Source organism: Clostridium sartagoforme, assembly GCF_004794105.1.
GTDB classification, from domain to species: domain Bacteria; phylum Bacillota; class Clostridia; order Clostridiales; family Clostridiaceae; genus Clostridium; species Clostridium sartagoforme_B.
In genome coordinates this window covers 104,558-119,567 of sequence record NZ_SRYR01000003.1, presented here as the reverse complement: position 1 = coordinate 119,567, position 15,010 = coordinate 104,558, and the positions used below count along the sequence as shown (strand labels likewise).

14 protein-coding genes are annotated in these 15,010 nt (G+C 27.4%); 2 read left to right on the top strand and 12 right to left on the bottom strand.

What is annotated here, in order from left to right; translation table 11 throughout:
- Positions 1 to 11 precede the first annotated feature (11 nt).
- The 7 genes from E5347_RS09000 to E5347_RS08970 form a co-directional block, all read right to left on the bottom strand.
- Positions 12 to 812 (bottom strand): glycosyltransferase family 2 protein, encoded by an 801-nt coding sequence (locus E5347_RS09000; RefSeq protein WP_136006585.1) that lies wholly within the window; start codon positions 810 to 812, stop codon positions 12 to 14.
- Positions 813 to 865: 53 nt separating this feature from the next.
- Positions 866 to 2,032 (bottom strand): nucleotide sugar dehydrogenase, encoded by a 1,167-nt coding sequence (locus E5347_RS08995; RefSeq protein WP_136006583.1) that lies wholly within the window; start codon positions 2,030 to 2,032, stop codon positions 866 to 868.
- Positions 2,033 to 2,056: 24 nt separating this feature from the next.
- Positions 2,057 to 2,725, bottom strand: a complete 669-nt coding sequence (locus E5347_RS08990; RefSeq protein ID WP_136006581.1) for a sugar transferase — start codon at positions 2,723 to 2,725, stop codon at positions 2,057 to 2,059.
- A 37-nt stretch (positions 2,726 to 2,762) separates the two neighbouring features.
- Positions 2,763 to 3,530 carry a tyrosine-protein phosphatase gene (locus E5347_RS08985; RefSeq protein ID WP_136006579.1) on the bottom strand — a complete coding sequence of 256 codons (768 nt, stop codon included), beginning with the start codon at positions 3,528 to 3,530 and terminating at the stop codon, positions 2,763 to 2,765.
- Between the two features lie 209 nt (positions 3,531 to 3,739).
- Positions 3,740 to 4,393 (bottom strand): CpsD/CapB family tyrosine-protein kinase, encoded by a 654-nt coding sequence (locus tag E5347_RS08980; RefSeq protein WP_136006577.1) that lies wholly within the window; start codon positions 4,391 to 4,393, stop codon positions 3,740 to 3,742.
- 9 nt (positions 4,394 to 4,402) lie between these two features.
- Positions 4,403 to 5,080 (bottom strand): YveK family protein, encoded by a 678-nt coding sequence (locus E5347_RS08975; protein WP_136006575.1) that lies wholly within the window; start codon positions 5,078 to 5,080, stop codon positions 4,403 to 4,405.
- Positions 5,081 to 5,527: 447 nt separating this feature from the next.
- Positions 5,528 to 6,244: a CpsB/CapC family capsule biosynthesis tyrosine phosphatase gene (locus E5347_RS08970; protein WP_136006573.1), complete on the bottom strand. Its 717-nt coding sequence runs from the start codon at positions 6,242 to 6,244 to the stop codon at positions 5,528 to 5,530.
- 346 nt (positions 6,245 to 6,590) lie between these two features.
- Here E5347_RS08970 and E5347_RS08965 point away from each other — a divergent pair, with 346 nt between their 5' ends.
- Complete coding sequence (locus tag E5347_RS08965; protein ID WP_136006571.1) at positions 6,591 to 7,157, top strand: sigma-70 family RNA polymerase sigma factor; 567 nt, start codon at positions 6,591 to 6,593, stop codon at positions 7,155 to 7,157.
- Between the two features lie 279 nt (positions 7,158 to 7,436).
- On the opposite strand, the gene E5347_RS08960 is transcribed toward E5347_RS08965, so the two are convergent.
- Entirely contained in the window at positions 7,437 to 8,006 is a 570-nt protein-coding gene (locus E5347_RS08960) for a sigma-70 family RNA polymerase sigma factor (protein ID WP_243109764.1), read from the bottom strand.
- Positions 8,007 to 8,389: 383 nt separating this feature from the next.
- Here E5347_RS08960 and E5347_RS08955 point away from each other — a divergent pair, with 383 nt between their 5' ends.
- Entirely contained in the window at positions 8,390 to 9,229 is an 840-nt protein-coding gene (locus E5347_RS08955; RefSeq protein WP_136006569.1) for a Cof-type HAD-IIB family hydrolase, read from the top strand.
- An 82-nt stretch (positions 9,230 to 9,311) separates the two neighbouring features.
- On the opposite strand, the gene E5347_RS08950 is transcribed toward E5347_RS08955, so the two are convergent.
- The 4 genes from E5347_RS08950 to E5347_RS08935 all read right to left on the bottom strand — a co-directional run bounded on the left by E5347_RS08950 (position 9,312) and on the right by E5347_RS08935 (position 14,953).
- Positions 9,312 to 10,241 carry a glycosyltransferase family 2 protein gene (locus E5347_RS08950; RefSeq protein WP_136006567.1) on the bottom strand — a complete coding sequence of 310 codons (930 nt, stop codon included), beginning with the start codon at positions 10,239 to 10,241 and terminating at the stop codon, positions 9,312 to 9,314.
- Between the two features lie 4 nt (positions 10,242 to 10,245).
- Positions 10,246 to 12,681: a YfhO family protein gene (locus E5347_RS08945; RefSeq protein WP_136006565.1), complete on the bottom strand. Its 2,436-nt coding sequence runs from the start codon at positions 12,679 to 12,681 to the stop codon at positions 10,246 to 10,248.
- A 73-nt stretch (positions 12,682 to 12,754) separates the two neighbouring features.
- Complete coding sequence (locus E5347_RS08940; RefSeq protein ID WP_136006563.1) at positions 12,755 to 13,138, bottom strand: GtrA family protein; 384 nt, start codon at positions 13,136 to 13,138, stop codon at positions 12,755 to 12,757.
- Positions 13,139 to 13,357: 219 nt separating this feature from the next.
- The gene (locus tag E5347_RS08935) at positions 13,358 to 14,953 is read right to left on the bottom strand and encodes a peptide chain release factor 3 (RefSeq protein ID WP_136006562.1); all 1,596 of its coding nucleotides are present in this window, start codon (positions 14,951 to 14,953) and stop codon (positions 13,358 to 13,360) included.
- Between the last annotated feature and the right edge of the window lie 57 nt (positions 14,954 to 15,010).

Sequence of the window (15,010 nt, the reverse complement as noted above, 5' to 3'; positions counted from 1 at the left end):
TTTATATAAATTCAATTGTCTATACTACATCTTTTTTGTGAATAATTATTTACATAAATTCTTTTCCATATAGCAAGCAAAGCATATCTAATATAGCAATAAATAGAAAGTATTAGTGATAATTTTTCTACATTTCTATATAGATACCATACACCTTGAGCTGCTTTTAACTTATTACTTGAAAGAGATCCTTCAACCCTTCGGTACTTAGCAAGAATTTCTTTCATTCCATAGCATTTTTTTCCACTTTTCAGTACTTGAAGCCAAGTTGCAGCATCTTGCCTTCTCTTCATATCTGGCATAATTAGATTATTACGCTCTATAATTTTCAGATCTGCCATTATACCAACTGTTTGCAATAAATTATTAGTAAGGAATCCCTTATAATCCAATATATCTTTCATATAAATATACTTATTCTTACTTTCTCCATCAGAATCTATAACTTCATATGAGCAACAAGAAAAACCACATTTCATTTCCATCATAAACTTCACTTGCTTACTTAATTTATTAGGATACCATATATCATCAGCATCTAAATACGCAATAAATCTACCTTTAGAATTCTCTAAAGCAATATTTCTTGAATCTGCTGCTCCTGAATTTATTTTTTTCCTAATAAGTTTAATTCTTTTATCTTTTTTTACCCAACTATTAACTATTTGACAAGTTCTATCATCAGAGCAATCATCCACAATAATCATTTCCCAATTCTTGTATGTTTGTGCTATTACTGATTTTATTGTTTCACTTATAAATTTTTCCGAATTATAAGCTGGCGTAATTATTGAAACTAACGGCTCAGTCATACTTCCCTCCACAATATATTAAACATATTTTCAACATAAATAACTTAATATTACTAGTCTCTTTTAAATAAATCCCTAGTATACACTTTATCTTCTACATCATATAACTCTTCAGATAATCTATTAGACACAATAATATCTGACATTTTCTTAAATTCATCAATATCCTTTATTACCTTAGAATTAAAGAAACTATCTTCCTTTAATACCGGCTCATACACTACTACATCAATTCCCTTAGCCTTTATTCTTTTCATTATTCCTTGAATAGATGAAGCTCTAAAGTTATCTGAATCAGTTTTCATAGTTAATCTATATATACCAACTACTTTTGGGTTCCTTTTTAATATCATATCTGCTATATGATCTTTTCTAGTTCTATTTGCATCTACTATTGCTCCAATTATATTATTAGGAACATCAGCATAATTTGCTAATAATTGCTTTGTATCCTTAGGTAAGCAATACCCACCATAACCAAACGAAGGATTATTATAATGACTTCCTATTCTTGGATCTAATCCAACTCCCTCAATTATATCCTTTGTATTTAATCCTCTAATTTCTGCATATGTATCAAGCTCATTAAAATATGCAACTCTTAAAGCTAAATAAGTATTTGCAAATAGTTTTACAGCTTCAGCCTCTGTTGAATTTGTAAATAATACTGGAATTTCTTCCTTTATAGCACCTTCTTTTAAAAGATTAGCAAATATTTCAGCTCTTTCTGACTTTTCACCAACTATTATCCTTGAAGGATAAAGATTGTCATATAATGCCTTACCTTCTCTTAAGAATTCTGGAGAAAATATTATATTTTCAGCCTCAAACATTTTTTTAACTTTTTCAGTATATCCCACTGGAACAGTTGATTTAATCACCATTATTGCTTCTGGATTTATTGATAATACATTAGCTATAACCGCTTCTACTGTTCTAGTATTGAAATAATTCATCTCCTCATCATAGTTAGTAGGTGTAGCTATTACTACATATTCTGCATCTTTATAAGCTTCATAGGAGTCAGTAGTAGCATATAAATTTAAATCCTTATTTTTTAAATATTCTTGAATTTCCTTATCCACTATTGGTGATATTTTATCATTAATCATATCAACCTTTTCCTTTATTACATCAACTGCAATAACCTCATTATTTTGAGCTAATAATATTGCATTAGATAATCCTACATAACCTATTCCTGCAACTGCTATTTTCATATTAATTCCCCTTCTCCCTATAAACTAGCAAGCATTCTTATCTCCAAACAGCACAAAGAATGTCTTAAATATTAATTTTATATCTAATCCTAAATTTCTATCTTTAACATATTTAATATCAAGTTTCATCCAATCTTCAAAGTCTATATTATTTCTTCCTGACACCTGCCAATAACATGTAAGTCCTGGTTTAACATTTAGCCTTTCTAGCATCCAAGGTTCAAACTTAGCTACTTCCTTTGGTAGACTTGGTCTTGGACCAACTAAACTCATTTCACCTTTAAGTATATTTATTAGTTGTGGTAATTCATCTATACTTGTCTTTCTAATAAACCTTCCTACTTTAGTAACCCTAGGATCTTCTTTCATCTTAAACATAGGTCCTGACATTTCATTTTGTTTTTGAAGTTTTTCTTTAAGTTCTTCTGCATTTTGAACCATTGACCTAAATTTAAACATATTGAATTCTTTCCCATTAAGACCTACTCTTTTTTGAGAGAAAATAATTGGTCCTGATGATTCTAGCTTTATTAAAATAGCCACAATTAACAGAATTGGACTTACTATTATTAGCCCTAATAATGATAGTAAAATATCCATTAATCTTTTAGTCGCATTATACATTAGTCTATTTTCTTTATTAATAACTTGAATTTCTAAGCTATTTTCTTTATCTGATTGTAATCTCTCCATAGTATTTCCCCCCTTATATATTAATTTAAACTCATCATTATTTAAACAGACCTAATAGTCCCTTTCTTTCTTTTACTTTGCTTCCTATGAATAGTATTTCTTCATTTTTAAGGAGGCTTTCCCCTGAATCCTTAAAATAATTGAAATAGTTTCTATCCATATCTTTTAATGCTTCTACTCCATTACTCATATCTGGATTTCTCTTTTCATCTCTATGAGCATCTGAACCTATAAAGCTATATATTTTATTTTTTAAGAATATTTCTGCTGTTTTTCTTACATCTTTACCAAAATCTCCAGTAATACTTCCTAAATTAAGCTGAAATAAAAAGCCTTCCTTTATAAACTCATTTATTAAAGAAGGCTTGTTAATAAACCTATAATATCTTTCTGGGTGAGCAATTACTGGTACTATTCCCCTTAATTGCAATTCATATAATACTTCCACAACTTCTTTAATAGAAAAGTTTCTCATATTAAACTCAATTAACATATATCTAGAATCATTTATAGTTCCTATTTCTTTATTTAAGTAACTTTCTAATATACGCTCTGAATAATAAACCTCTTGTCCACAATAAATTTCAAGATCTAACCCAAGCTCCTTAACAAGTTCTTTAACTTCATTAGCTCTTTCCTTAACTTCATTTATTTGAACTTCATAATGGCCTTGCAAGTAATGAGGTGTTAATACTAATTTAGTAGTTCCTCCCCTTACTGCTTGCTTTAACATATTTGTGGTCATTTCTTTTGATTTTGAACCATCATCTATACTCCAAATTAAATGAGAATGCAAATCTACCATTTAGCACCTCCATCTTTACATTTTTTTTACTACTTTTAACTTAAAACCCTATATTTTTACCACAATGTGGCAATCTAAGAAAGTATTTAGATTGTCACATTGTAGACAAAATCTCATATTATAATGTTTTAAATTATTATTTACCTATATCTTTTCCTTCTCTTTATCTTCTCATTTGTGTATCTATTTTAACTATTAAATAATTAAGATTATTTTTCTCCATAATAATAGTAGTACTTATTTCTACTAGTATCTACTCCATTTAAAACTGTTCCTATTATATTAGCATTAACTTTCTTAAGAAGGCTTATTGCATTTTGAACCCCATCTTTTTTAGTTTTATCTGCTCTTACTACTAATATTGTTCCATCTACCTTAGTTGAAAGTATTTGCGAATCTGTAACCGCTTGTACAGGTGGTGTATCTAAAATAACGTAATCATATTCTTCTTTTAAGTGTTCTATAAGCTTTGACATAGTTTTAGAAGATAACATTTCAGATGGGTTAGGTGGTATCTTCCCTGAAGTTAATACTGTCATATTCTTATTATATCTATGAACAGCATTTTCTAAGGCTTCCTTACCTACTATTACATCTGATAATCCTACTATGTTAGATATCTTAAATTTCTTATGTATAGATGGCTTCCTTAAATCACAATCTACTAATATAACTTTTTTATCACCTTGTGCTAAACATAGAGCTAAGTTACCTGCAGTTGTAGATTTACCTTCTCCTGGATCAGAGCTTGTAACTACTATAGCTCTATACTCCTTATCAAAGGATGAATATTGAATATTTGTTCTTAAAGTTCTATAACTTTCCGCTGCTATAGATTTCGGTTCTTTTTCAACTATAAACATATCTTCCTCCTAATTATCCTTCATGTTAGGAATAGATCCAAGTACAGGAAGGTCTAATTCCCTTTCTAGCTGTTCCTTGTTCTTAAAAGTATTATCTAAAAACTCTAGTAAAAATGCTAATCCTACACTAACCATTAATCCTAGTAAAAAGGCAATTGCTATATTCATCTTTTTATTTGGGCTAACTGGCTTTTCTGGCAATTCTACTGCTTCAATTATCTTAATATTTCCATTTGGAACTAGTTCTTTTGAAGTTTTAATAAACTCTTCTGCTATTTCCTCTACTACTACTTCAGCTTCTTTTGGATTTTTACTCTTATACTTTATTTGTAATATTTGAGTATCTGAAACAGTAACTACAGATAAATTATTTAATACTTCTTGTGGTTCTAACTTAAGGCTAGTACCCTTTAAACTTCTAGAAACTAAATCCTTAGTTTTTATAGCCTCTGAATATGTCTTCATAAGCTTTTGATACATAGTTACATCATTTTGGCTATAATTTTGATTTTCTCCATCATCCTTACCTATAAAAACTTTTGTACTTGCTTCATATTGTGGTTTAATAACAAAAAAACTAAATACAGCTGAAGCTACTGTTGCTAGTAAAGTAATTACAACTATCATTAGCCATCTCTTTTTTAAAGCTTCAAACAACTCGTCTAATCTTATTACTTGCTCTTCCAATTAAGTTCCTCCTAACTATTAATAACCTTGTTGTCAATAAATTATTTTTTATAGTCTTTTAAGTAAATTTAATTTCTCCCAAAAATTACAAAGCTTCTTATAAGCTTTTTACAAAAGACATATTTATTTAACAAATTTCTCAGCATTCTAAATTATATCACAATATGATTATTTTTAAACAAAAAAATATCTGCCTACTTCGACATTAAATCTCAAATCTATATTCTTTATCCAATTTTCAATATTATCTTTCTTATTGTAATTGTATTCTTATTTTTTTTTAGAATTATTTTTTAATATTTTTATATTTTCCCTTGAAATACAACATTCATATATTAATTTTACAATAATTTTTACTTTATTATAGTAATTTCTATCTTTTTTATACAAATAAAGAATGTATACATTTGAATATATTAAGATATCCAATTGCATAACTCTTTATATTTACTTAATCCAAGAAGCAATCTTTTTCTTCCTTTCATTGCTTTTTCTTCTAACTAATCCATCAGTTTTAAATATATAAAGTCCCTTCTTACTGATTTTTTCTACTTCTTTATCTATAAGTTCCTTCTTTATATTTTCTTCAAATCCTATAAAGTCATATATATTTTTCTTTATTAATTTCTTACAAGCCTTTTGTGTTGTCTTTCCATAGGCTCCTTCTAAACTTTCTACATTTAATTGAAATAAACAACCTTTATTAATTAATCTATCTATTTTCTTATAGTCATTTTTAATTTCCTCATTTTTTTCTGGTCCTACTATTATTGGAGTTACTTCTACTAAACTAAGTTCAAAAACTAATTCTAACAATTCATCTACTGTACTACTTTCTTCTGAATTTAAAAGAGCATACTTTCCTCTATTTATAGTTCCAATTCTTTTATTTAAGAAATCTTTTACTGAATCGTAATTATCCCTTATAAGATTCGCTGGATATAGAGCTAAATAAGAGTTTTTCTCTTTTAAATAAGCATTTAATTCTTCAACTATTTCTTCCACTTCAATTATACTTGTCTTGCTTTCTTCATCGTAGTATGCAGGGGCTAATACTAGCCTTCTAATATTACATTTTTCTGCTACCTCAATTTTCTCAAGTAAATTAACTATATTAAATTCATTATTAATAATTAAATCTTTTAATATTAAATTTGCTATCATACCCTATACCCCTATCTTCCCTACAATAAATATTAAAATGTGACCTTAGTCCTGTCCATAAATTAAATTATATCCATCCTTACGTACTTTTACTACTTTTTTTCTTTTACATAAATATTCGTATTTTGACATTTTTATTTTACAAACTTTAAATTTATATTAATTTTTGTAGAATAATATTTATTTTATTAAATTCCTTCCCTAAATCTTCCTATATATACCCTTTCATTACTAAATTTAGTGAAATAAATGTATTTTTATGGTTGTAAAAATACGAATATTTTTTCTCATTTTTATATTTTCTTAGGTATTTATCTTATATAAAGATAATTTTTGAGGTGATTTTATGGAAGATTTAATTATTAAAGCTAAAAAAGAAGATATTAATGCTAAAAATGAAATTATCAAAGCTTTTACTCCTCTTATTATTAGCGAGTCCAAAAAAGTATTTATTAAGAATAGAAATTATGAAGAGCTAATTCAAATTGGTATAACTAATTTGCTTCATGCAATTAAATTATTCGACTTATCTAGAGACCCTAAAGCTTTCACTGCCTATGCAGCTTTTAGTATTAAAAACTGTTATAGAGCACTTATACGAAAAGAAGCTAGATCTAATGATGAACTTAGTATAGATATAGTAAATGAAGAGTCAAATCAAAGCTATTCAGATGCACTAATAGATACCAGCTTCTCTCTAGAAGAAACTGCAATAAACAACATCTTAGTAGAAAGACTAAAAAAGGCCCTAAATAAATTAGAGCCTGAAGAACTAAGTATTATAAAATTCCTATATATAGATAGCACATCAGCCAACTTAAGTAAATACTCTAGATCTGTAGGAAAGGACTACTATTACTGTAGCTGCCTAAAAAAACGTGCCCTTTTGAAACTTAAGTCTATAATACTATAAAAAAATGCAATATTATTAAGTGAATACAGACTTCGACTTTTCTATACAGTACTATAAAATTTTGAACTTAAATAACAAAAATTTAATCATAATAATATAGAATAACGACTTTTAGATTACTCAAAACCCACTATATATTCCATTAAATAATTAATTTTAAAAACAAAAAGTACACCTTATTATACGAAGACCGACTTGGGCTTACAAGGTCCTATCGAGTATAATAATAGTGTACTTTTTTACTATACATATTTAATTTTCTATTTTAAAATTTTAACTTTACCATATTTTCTTAATATTCTTTTTTAGTTTTTCTAATATTTTATCTTTCATGTATCTTGCTTTATGGTATTCTAGTTCTTTTTCTTCTGCATATTTCTTTAAAGTAATATTCTCTACATATATAGCCTTAAGTAAAGCTCTTTCTTCCTCTTCTAAAAGATTTATTTCCTTTATAAGTATTTCTCTATCTTTACTTTTTATATAGTCTTCAATAATATTGGTGCTTTCATCTACAATTTCTTTTATATCTATTACCATTGCAATTTCATTTGATTCCTTATATTTATAGTATTGTTTTTCTGCCTTTGATATTTCCTTGTATATATCATTTCTTATTACTTCTTTAGCATAACTTGAAAATCCTTTGCTTAATTCTATCTTACAGCTCTTCACAGCTTTTATTATGGAAAGTGTAGCTATTTGTCTAATATCTTCTTTATCGTATCCTTTTATATAAAAACTAATCATTGTGTTATAAATTAATGGTTCATGTTTCTTTATAATTTCTTCTAATGCAATGTTATCCCCATCTTTAGCTTTAATTAGTAATTCTTTTACTTCCATCATATAATCTTTTGAAGTTGTCCCATTACCAGTTCAAATTAAGAAATAAGAATTATTGATGTAATTCTTACATAATTACTAAAATTAATTACTTTTTAAAACTCCTATAGGCGTTTTTTCATTAATTTTTCATTATTCATTCTTAATTATTCATTGTATGACAACCCTCTCCCTCCTTAATATTTTTATTTTATTTACCCTTTATTATGCATTTCTCTTTATTAATTATATTTTACCAAACATATGTTCTTTAGTCTAGTGATATTTGAATTTTTTAACAAATTTTACTGATAATTAATTTCAATAAAAGTTTTTAATTTCTTAAGTTTTGGCTTATACTATTTATAGGGAAAATTTATGGATTTTTCCTGAGGGAGGTAGAGACGTTGAAAAATAATATTAAATTAATTTGTATTGATATGGATGGTACTTTATTAAATAGTAATCATGAAGTAAGTGAAAGAAATAAAGAAGCTCTAAAGAAAGCAAGTGAGCTTGGTGTTAACATAGCTATTACTACTGGAAGATTATTTTGCTCTGCAAGATATTATTCTGACTTAATTGGAATAGATACTCCTGTTATTGCTTCAAATGGATCTTATATAAAAAATAAATTTAATGATACTGCAATTTTAGAAAATCCTATGCCAAAGGATGTTGCTATTGAGATTTATAATATTGTAAAAAAACATGGTTTAACTGTTAACTTTAATAGCTGGGATACTTTAATTAGAGAGGATTTTATTCCTGAAAACCATGCTTATTACATTATGAATCAGGACTTACCAGAAGAAAAAAGAGTAAAGTTCTTAGTATGTGAAGATATTATTCCGACTCTTGAAGATTTTCAAGGTAATATTCTTAAAGGTATAGTATTTGAAGATGGAAAAAACAAAGATAATTTATGGGCAGCTAAAGAAGAATTAAAAGATACCTTTGGTGATAAACTTCACGTGGTTAGCTCAGGAGATAATAACTTCGAAGTTATGATGGGTAATTCTTCGAAGGGTAATGCTGTTGCTTATCTCGCAGATTCTTTAGGCATTAAACCTGAAGAAGTAATGTGTATTGGAGATTCAGAGAATGATATCTCAATGATTAAATATGCTGGAGTTGGAGTTGCCATGGGTAACGGCTTAGATATTGTAAAGGAAGTAGCAGATTATGTTACTGATACTAATAATAACTCTGGAGTTGGAAAAGCTATAGAGAACTTCGTTCTTTAATCATAATATATAATTCATAATGAACAATTATTGGTGTACCTTGTTTAAAATTATAAAAAAGAGTTGTGCTAAGCAACTCTTTTTATTTTTTACTTTGCTCCTTAACTATATAATTAGGTCTTCTTTTAACTTGCATATAAGTTCTTGCTAAATATTCTCCTATTATACCTAGTGCAACTAACTGAATACCTCCAAGAAAAGAGATTAAACATATAGTTGATGCATATCCAGGTAGATCTTTTCCAAATATTAGTGTCTGTAAAAGGGTTATTATAAAATATATAAAACTGATAATAGATATTATTACTCCTATAATAGACGATAATCTTAAGGGAGTAGTTGAAAATGCAATTATACCTTCCATTGCATATTTAAATAGTCCTATATAAGACCATTTAGTTTCTCCTAACACCCTATCTTCACTAACATATTCAATCCAGTAAGTATCATATCCAACCCATTCAAATATGCCCTTGCTAAATCTATGATATTCAGTTAGATCTAAAACTGAATCTACCATTTGCTTTGACATTATTCTAAAATCCGTTGCACCTTCTACTATAGGTATATCTGAAATTTTATTTAAAAATCTAAAGAATAGCTTAGAAAATAATCCTCTTAATTTAGATTCCCCACTTCTATCTATTCTCTTTGTTGATACTGATTCATACCCCTCTTCTACTTTTTCTATCATATCTATTATTAACCTTGGTGGATGTTGTAAATCTGCATCCATTATTATTGCATAGTCTCCATTAAAATTCTTAAGTCCAGCTAAGATAGCTGCTTCCTTACCAAAGTTTCTAGAAAATGATATATACTTAATGTTTTTATGCTCCTTAGACAAGTATTTAATAGTTTTAAGAGTATCATCTTTACTTCCATCATTTATAAGTATATATTCAAATTCATATCCTTCTATTTTATTCGTTATCTTAACTGACTCTACATAGAACAATTCAATCATTTTTTCTTCATTATAACAAGGAACTATTATACTTACCTTTTTCAAATTCTCACCTCATTTTGATCTTACGTACTTTACTTAAATCTACTTTAGATGACATAATTACTACAATACTAGTAGCTAAAGAAATTATAATACCTATATCTTTATAATAAAATTTATAGTTCATATCTAAACTATGATTTCCCTTTTCAAGTTTTAATGCTATAAATCCACCATTTACTTCAATAGGCTGAATAGTCTTATTATCAACTTTTATTTTCCAGTACTTATCATTTACTATAGGAAGTACTATATATCCATTATCATAAATACTTATCTCAGCCTCTAACCCCTTTTTGTTTCTTACAAGGTTATCTATTTCTATATCATTCATATCTTCTATTGAAGATTCTATATAATTTTCCTTTATACATATTAAATCAATGCTTCCAACATACTTTTCATCTATTGTTAATACATCTCCATAATTAAGCCTTCCAATATAAAGTTCATTTTCATCCATATCCTCTTTATTTACATTAGGTAAGTTTGAATCTTCTCCTATGTGCTCTCCATTAACCTTAAAAGGTATATATTCAATGCCATACTCCTTTTTACTAGTAACATAATATTCTCCTGTTTCTTGTATAACAGTATCTACCTCTTCAATAGGATATATAGCAAAATTATCCCTTAGATTTTCATCTAATTCTATATTATTTTTATTTTTTTCTATTAATAAATTACTATATAAAAGTATATCCTTTTCTATCATAGAACTAGGTAATTTCCCTTTTATAATAGAATTCTCTTTAAAGAATTTAAAAGGCTTATTATCAACTTCAAAGATATAAAAATCATTAGTCTTATCTATTAATTCTGAATTAAAATATGGACAATAATTATATGAAGAAACATAATAATCTGTTCCAATATGCTGAGCTATTATATTTCTACCTTTGAATTCTATTCTCACATTATCTTTAACAGTATTACTAAAGGCTTTACTAATATTTCGGTAATTCCCATTAATTAGTGAATGATAAGCTGAAACACCATTAGCTTCATTTGCTATAAAAATGTTTTTAGACATTTGAGTTCCTCTTATTTCAATTCTCTTGTCTTCTCCATACTTATCCTTAATATATTCTATTACATTAGAATACTGACTTCTTGTTTCCTGAGATACTTTCTCTATACTTCCCAGTGTCATACTATACTGCTTAGACACCTCAAATAGTAGAAAAATACTTAATACTATAGTCATGAATTTAAATCTTCGTTTTGCTAGTAATATTAATAACAAGTAAGCAAATATAAATAGTAAGTTAGTTAGTTTTAAACTAAAGTCTAAATCCTTATTAAATAATATAAACATTGTGCTTACTAACAAAATAACGCTAAAACTGGTTAACAATCTCTTATTTTTTCTTACTTCATTTAAAAATAAATATACATATATCGCTACGTAAATATTTAAAAATAAATTATATCTAAAATCTCCACCAACAGGTTTATAAGTAAAGTTTAAAATATAATTCACTTTTTCTATACAAAGAGCAATAATTAAAATCCCTATATGAATAAAATACAATTTTTCTTTTTTAAACTTACTAAAAATGAAAAATGAAAGTAGTATTGGAATTCCTATTAATGTTGTATAAGTATTACTACTTTGATTTACAGCTCCAATATAATTTTGAGTAAGCATCGAAACAATATTCCAAATGCTAGTTCCAAAATCATTAATTACACCTGTCTCTTTAGCAGATGATAACATTATTACTGAAGCAGGAACTATCACAAAGCTTGACAAAAGTACAGCTATCAATGATTTTTTTATCATAATCCAGATAAATGTACCTATATCCTTAATATCTTTATTTATAACTATATATCTAATTATTGCATATATAGCTATATGAGGTACTAGAAGTGCTGCCAAATAATAATCTGTAATTATTAATAAAAGTAGAGCTATTATGTATAACAGCTTATCTTCATCACTTAAAACTTTTTCTATACCTAATAATACTAAAGGTAAGAATATAAAGGTATCTAGCCACATTATTTGTATTGCACCATAATTTAATATATAATAGCTTGCAGCATAGAAAATGGCTCCATACCATTTAAATTTATTTGATGTAACCTTTTCAAAATAAAGGGATGAAAAATATATTAAGAAGATAAATTTTATAGTAATAAAAAGTGGAGTAATTATCTCCATTTTTATATTCCTAAACAGAACTAATATTATATTAAATGGACTCATTAAATAATATATACCTAAAGAATACATATTGTCTCCTAAAGCAATACTCCAGTTATAATTATATCCAAGCCCAAATATACTTGCATTATTACGATAGTACTCTAAAAAATCTATTCCTTGATTATACATATCTCCATATAGAATTCCACCATTTAGTAGATATACTATATAACTTAGACTTATTCCAATTACTATTGAGATAATAATATCTTTATATACTTTCTTCAAATTTTATTCTCCTTCTTCATATCTCCTAGGGAACTAGAAATCTAGGAATAGTATCCTTAATCCCCAAATATTTTTACTCCTTTGTCCCTAAAGCTTTCCTTACTAATAAAAAGTTTACAGGAATACTAATACAATAAACTAAAAATGGTGAAATAGCTTTATGTACTCCAACCATATTAAATAAATTTAATAACACCATTTGTAAACCATAATTAAAACCATGGGCTAATAGAAATTTAACTCCCTTTTCCTTATTGGGGTTTGTTTTAAATGTAAAGTAGTTTGATAGTATAAAATTAAAAATTAAACTTACTATATACCCAAGTGTAAATGCTATGTTAGTTCCTATAAAGTTATATAAAATAACATAAACTAAATATTGAATAATAGTTGCTAAAACTCCTACAATTCCAAATCTAATTATTTCACCAATTTGTTTTTTATCTAAGATTTTCAATTGAAATCCTCCATAGTTCCATCTTTATATATTATATATACTTAATTATTATACCTTATTTCAATATATTTTTTAACCAAAACATCTATAAAGTAATAAACAATCTTTTAATAAATAAAAGAGAGATACCTATTTGTAAAACAGTTATCCCTCTTTTATTATTTCATTATGCCATATCAATTTCATTGTAACATTAATAAAATGCTCTGAAATTTAAAACTAGTCGTCACTCTTACCTACACCAGATAATACTAAGCCCTTATTATGATCTAGAGCCCAGTTTATACCCCAGTCATTTTGGAATATAAGAATGTTTCTATCTTTAAAGTCCTTAACTCTCTTAGCATCAGATGTTAAGTTTAACTTTTCCATATCTATATCTTTATTTTCTATCCATCTTACATATCTAAATGGAAGTCTATCCATTTTAATATCAACATTATATTCATGCTTTAATCTGTATTCTAAAACTTCAAATTGAAGTACACCTACAACCCCAACTATTATTTCTTCCATTCCTATGAAAGATTCTCTAAATACTTGGATTGCTCCTTCTTGAGCTATTTGAGTAACACCTTTTACGAATTGTTTTCTCTTCATAGTGTCTACTGGTCTAACTCTTGCAAAGTGTTCTGGTGCGAAGGTTGGAATTCCTTCAAATTTAAATTTCTTAGATGGTGAACATAATGTATCTCCAATTGAGAATATACCTGGGTCAAATACCCCTATTATATCTCCTGCATATGCTTCTTCAACTATTTCTCTATCTTGAGCCATAAATTGTTGTGGTTGAGAAAGCTTAAGTTTCTTGCCACCTTGCATATGATAAACATCTTCTCCCTTTTGGAACTTTCCTGAACAAATTCTCATAAAGGCAATTCTATCTCTATGAGCCTTATTCATATTAGCTTGTATCTTAAATACAAAAGCTGAGAAGTTATTATCAAATGGATCTATTTCTCCTATGCTTGAGTTTCTTGAAAGTGGTGATGTAGTCATTTCTAAGAAATGCTCTAAGAATGGCTCTACACCAAAGTTAGTTAAAGCTGATCCAAAGAATACTGGTGTTAATTCTCCTAATCTAACTTTTTCTAAATCAAGGTCGTCTCCAGCTATATCTAAAAGCTCTATATCTTCCATTAATTTATCATGAAGAGCTTCCCCTAAGATTTCTCTAAATTTAGGATCATCTACAGAACCTTCAATTGCATCTACTGCAGTTTGACCATGGTTTCCAGCTGAAAAAGCAATAATTCTCTTATTATCTCTTTCATAAACCCCCTTAAAATCTTTACCTGATCCTATTGGCCAGTTCATAGGGTATGTCTTTATTCCAAGTTCATTTTCAATTTCTTCTAATAACTCAAATGGGTCCTTAGCTTCTCTATCTAACTTATTTATAAAAGTAAATATAGGCATTTCTCTAAGGGATGCAACATGGAATAGCTTTCTAGTTTGATCTTCTATACCTTTTGCTCCATCAACAACCATAACTGCACTATCTGCAGCCATAAGTGTTCTATATGTATCTTCTGAGAAATCTTGGTGACCTGGTGTATCTAATATATTTATGCAATGTCCATTATAATTAAATTGCATTACAGATGAAGTAACTGAAATACCTCTTTGTTTTTCTATTTCCATCCAGTCAGATACTGCATGGGCTGAAGCTTTTCTAGCCTTTACTGATCCTGCAAGTCTTATAGCTCCTCCGTATAATAGGAACTTTTCTGTTAATGTAGTTTTACCTGCATCAGGGTGGGATATTATAGCAAAGGTTCTTCTCTTTTCTATTTCATTTATATAATCTGCCAAGGGCTTTTCCTCCTTAAATTGAAAGTAGTAATCTCTATTTCTCTAGTTATTCATTAT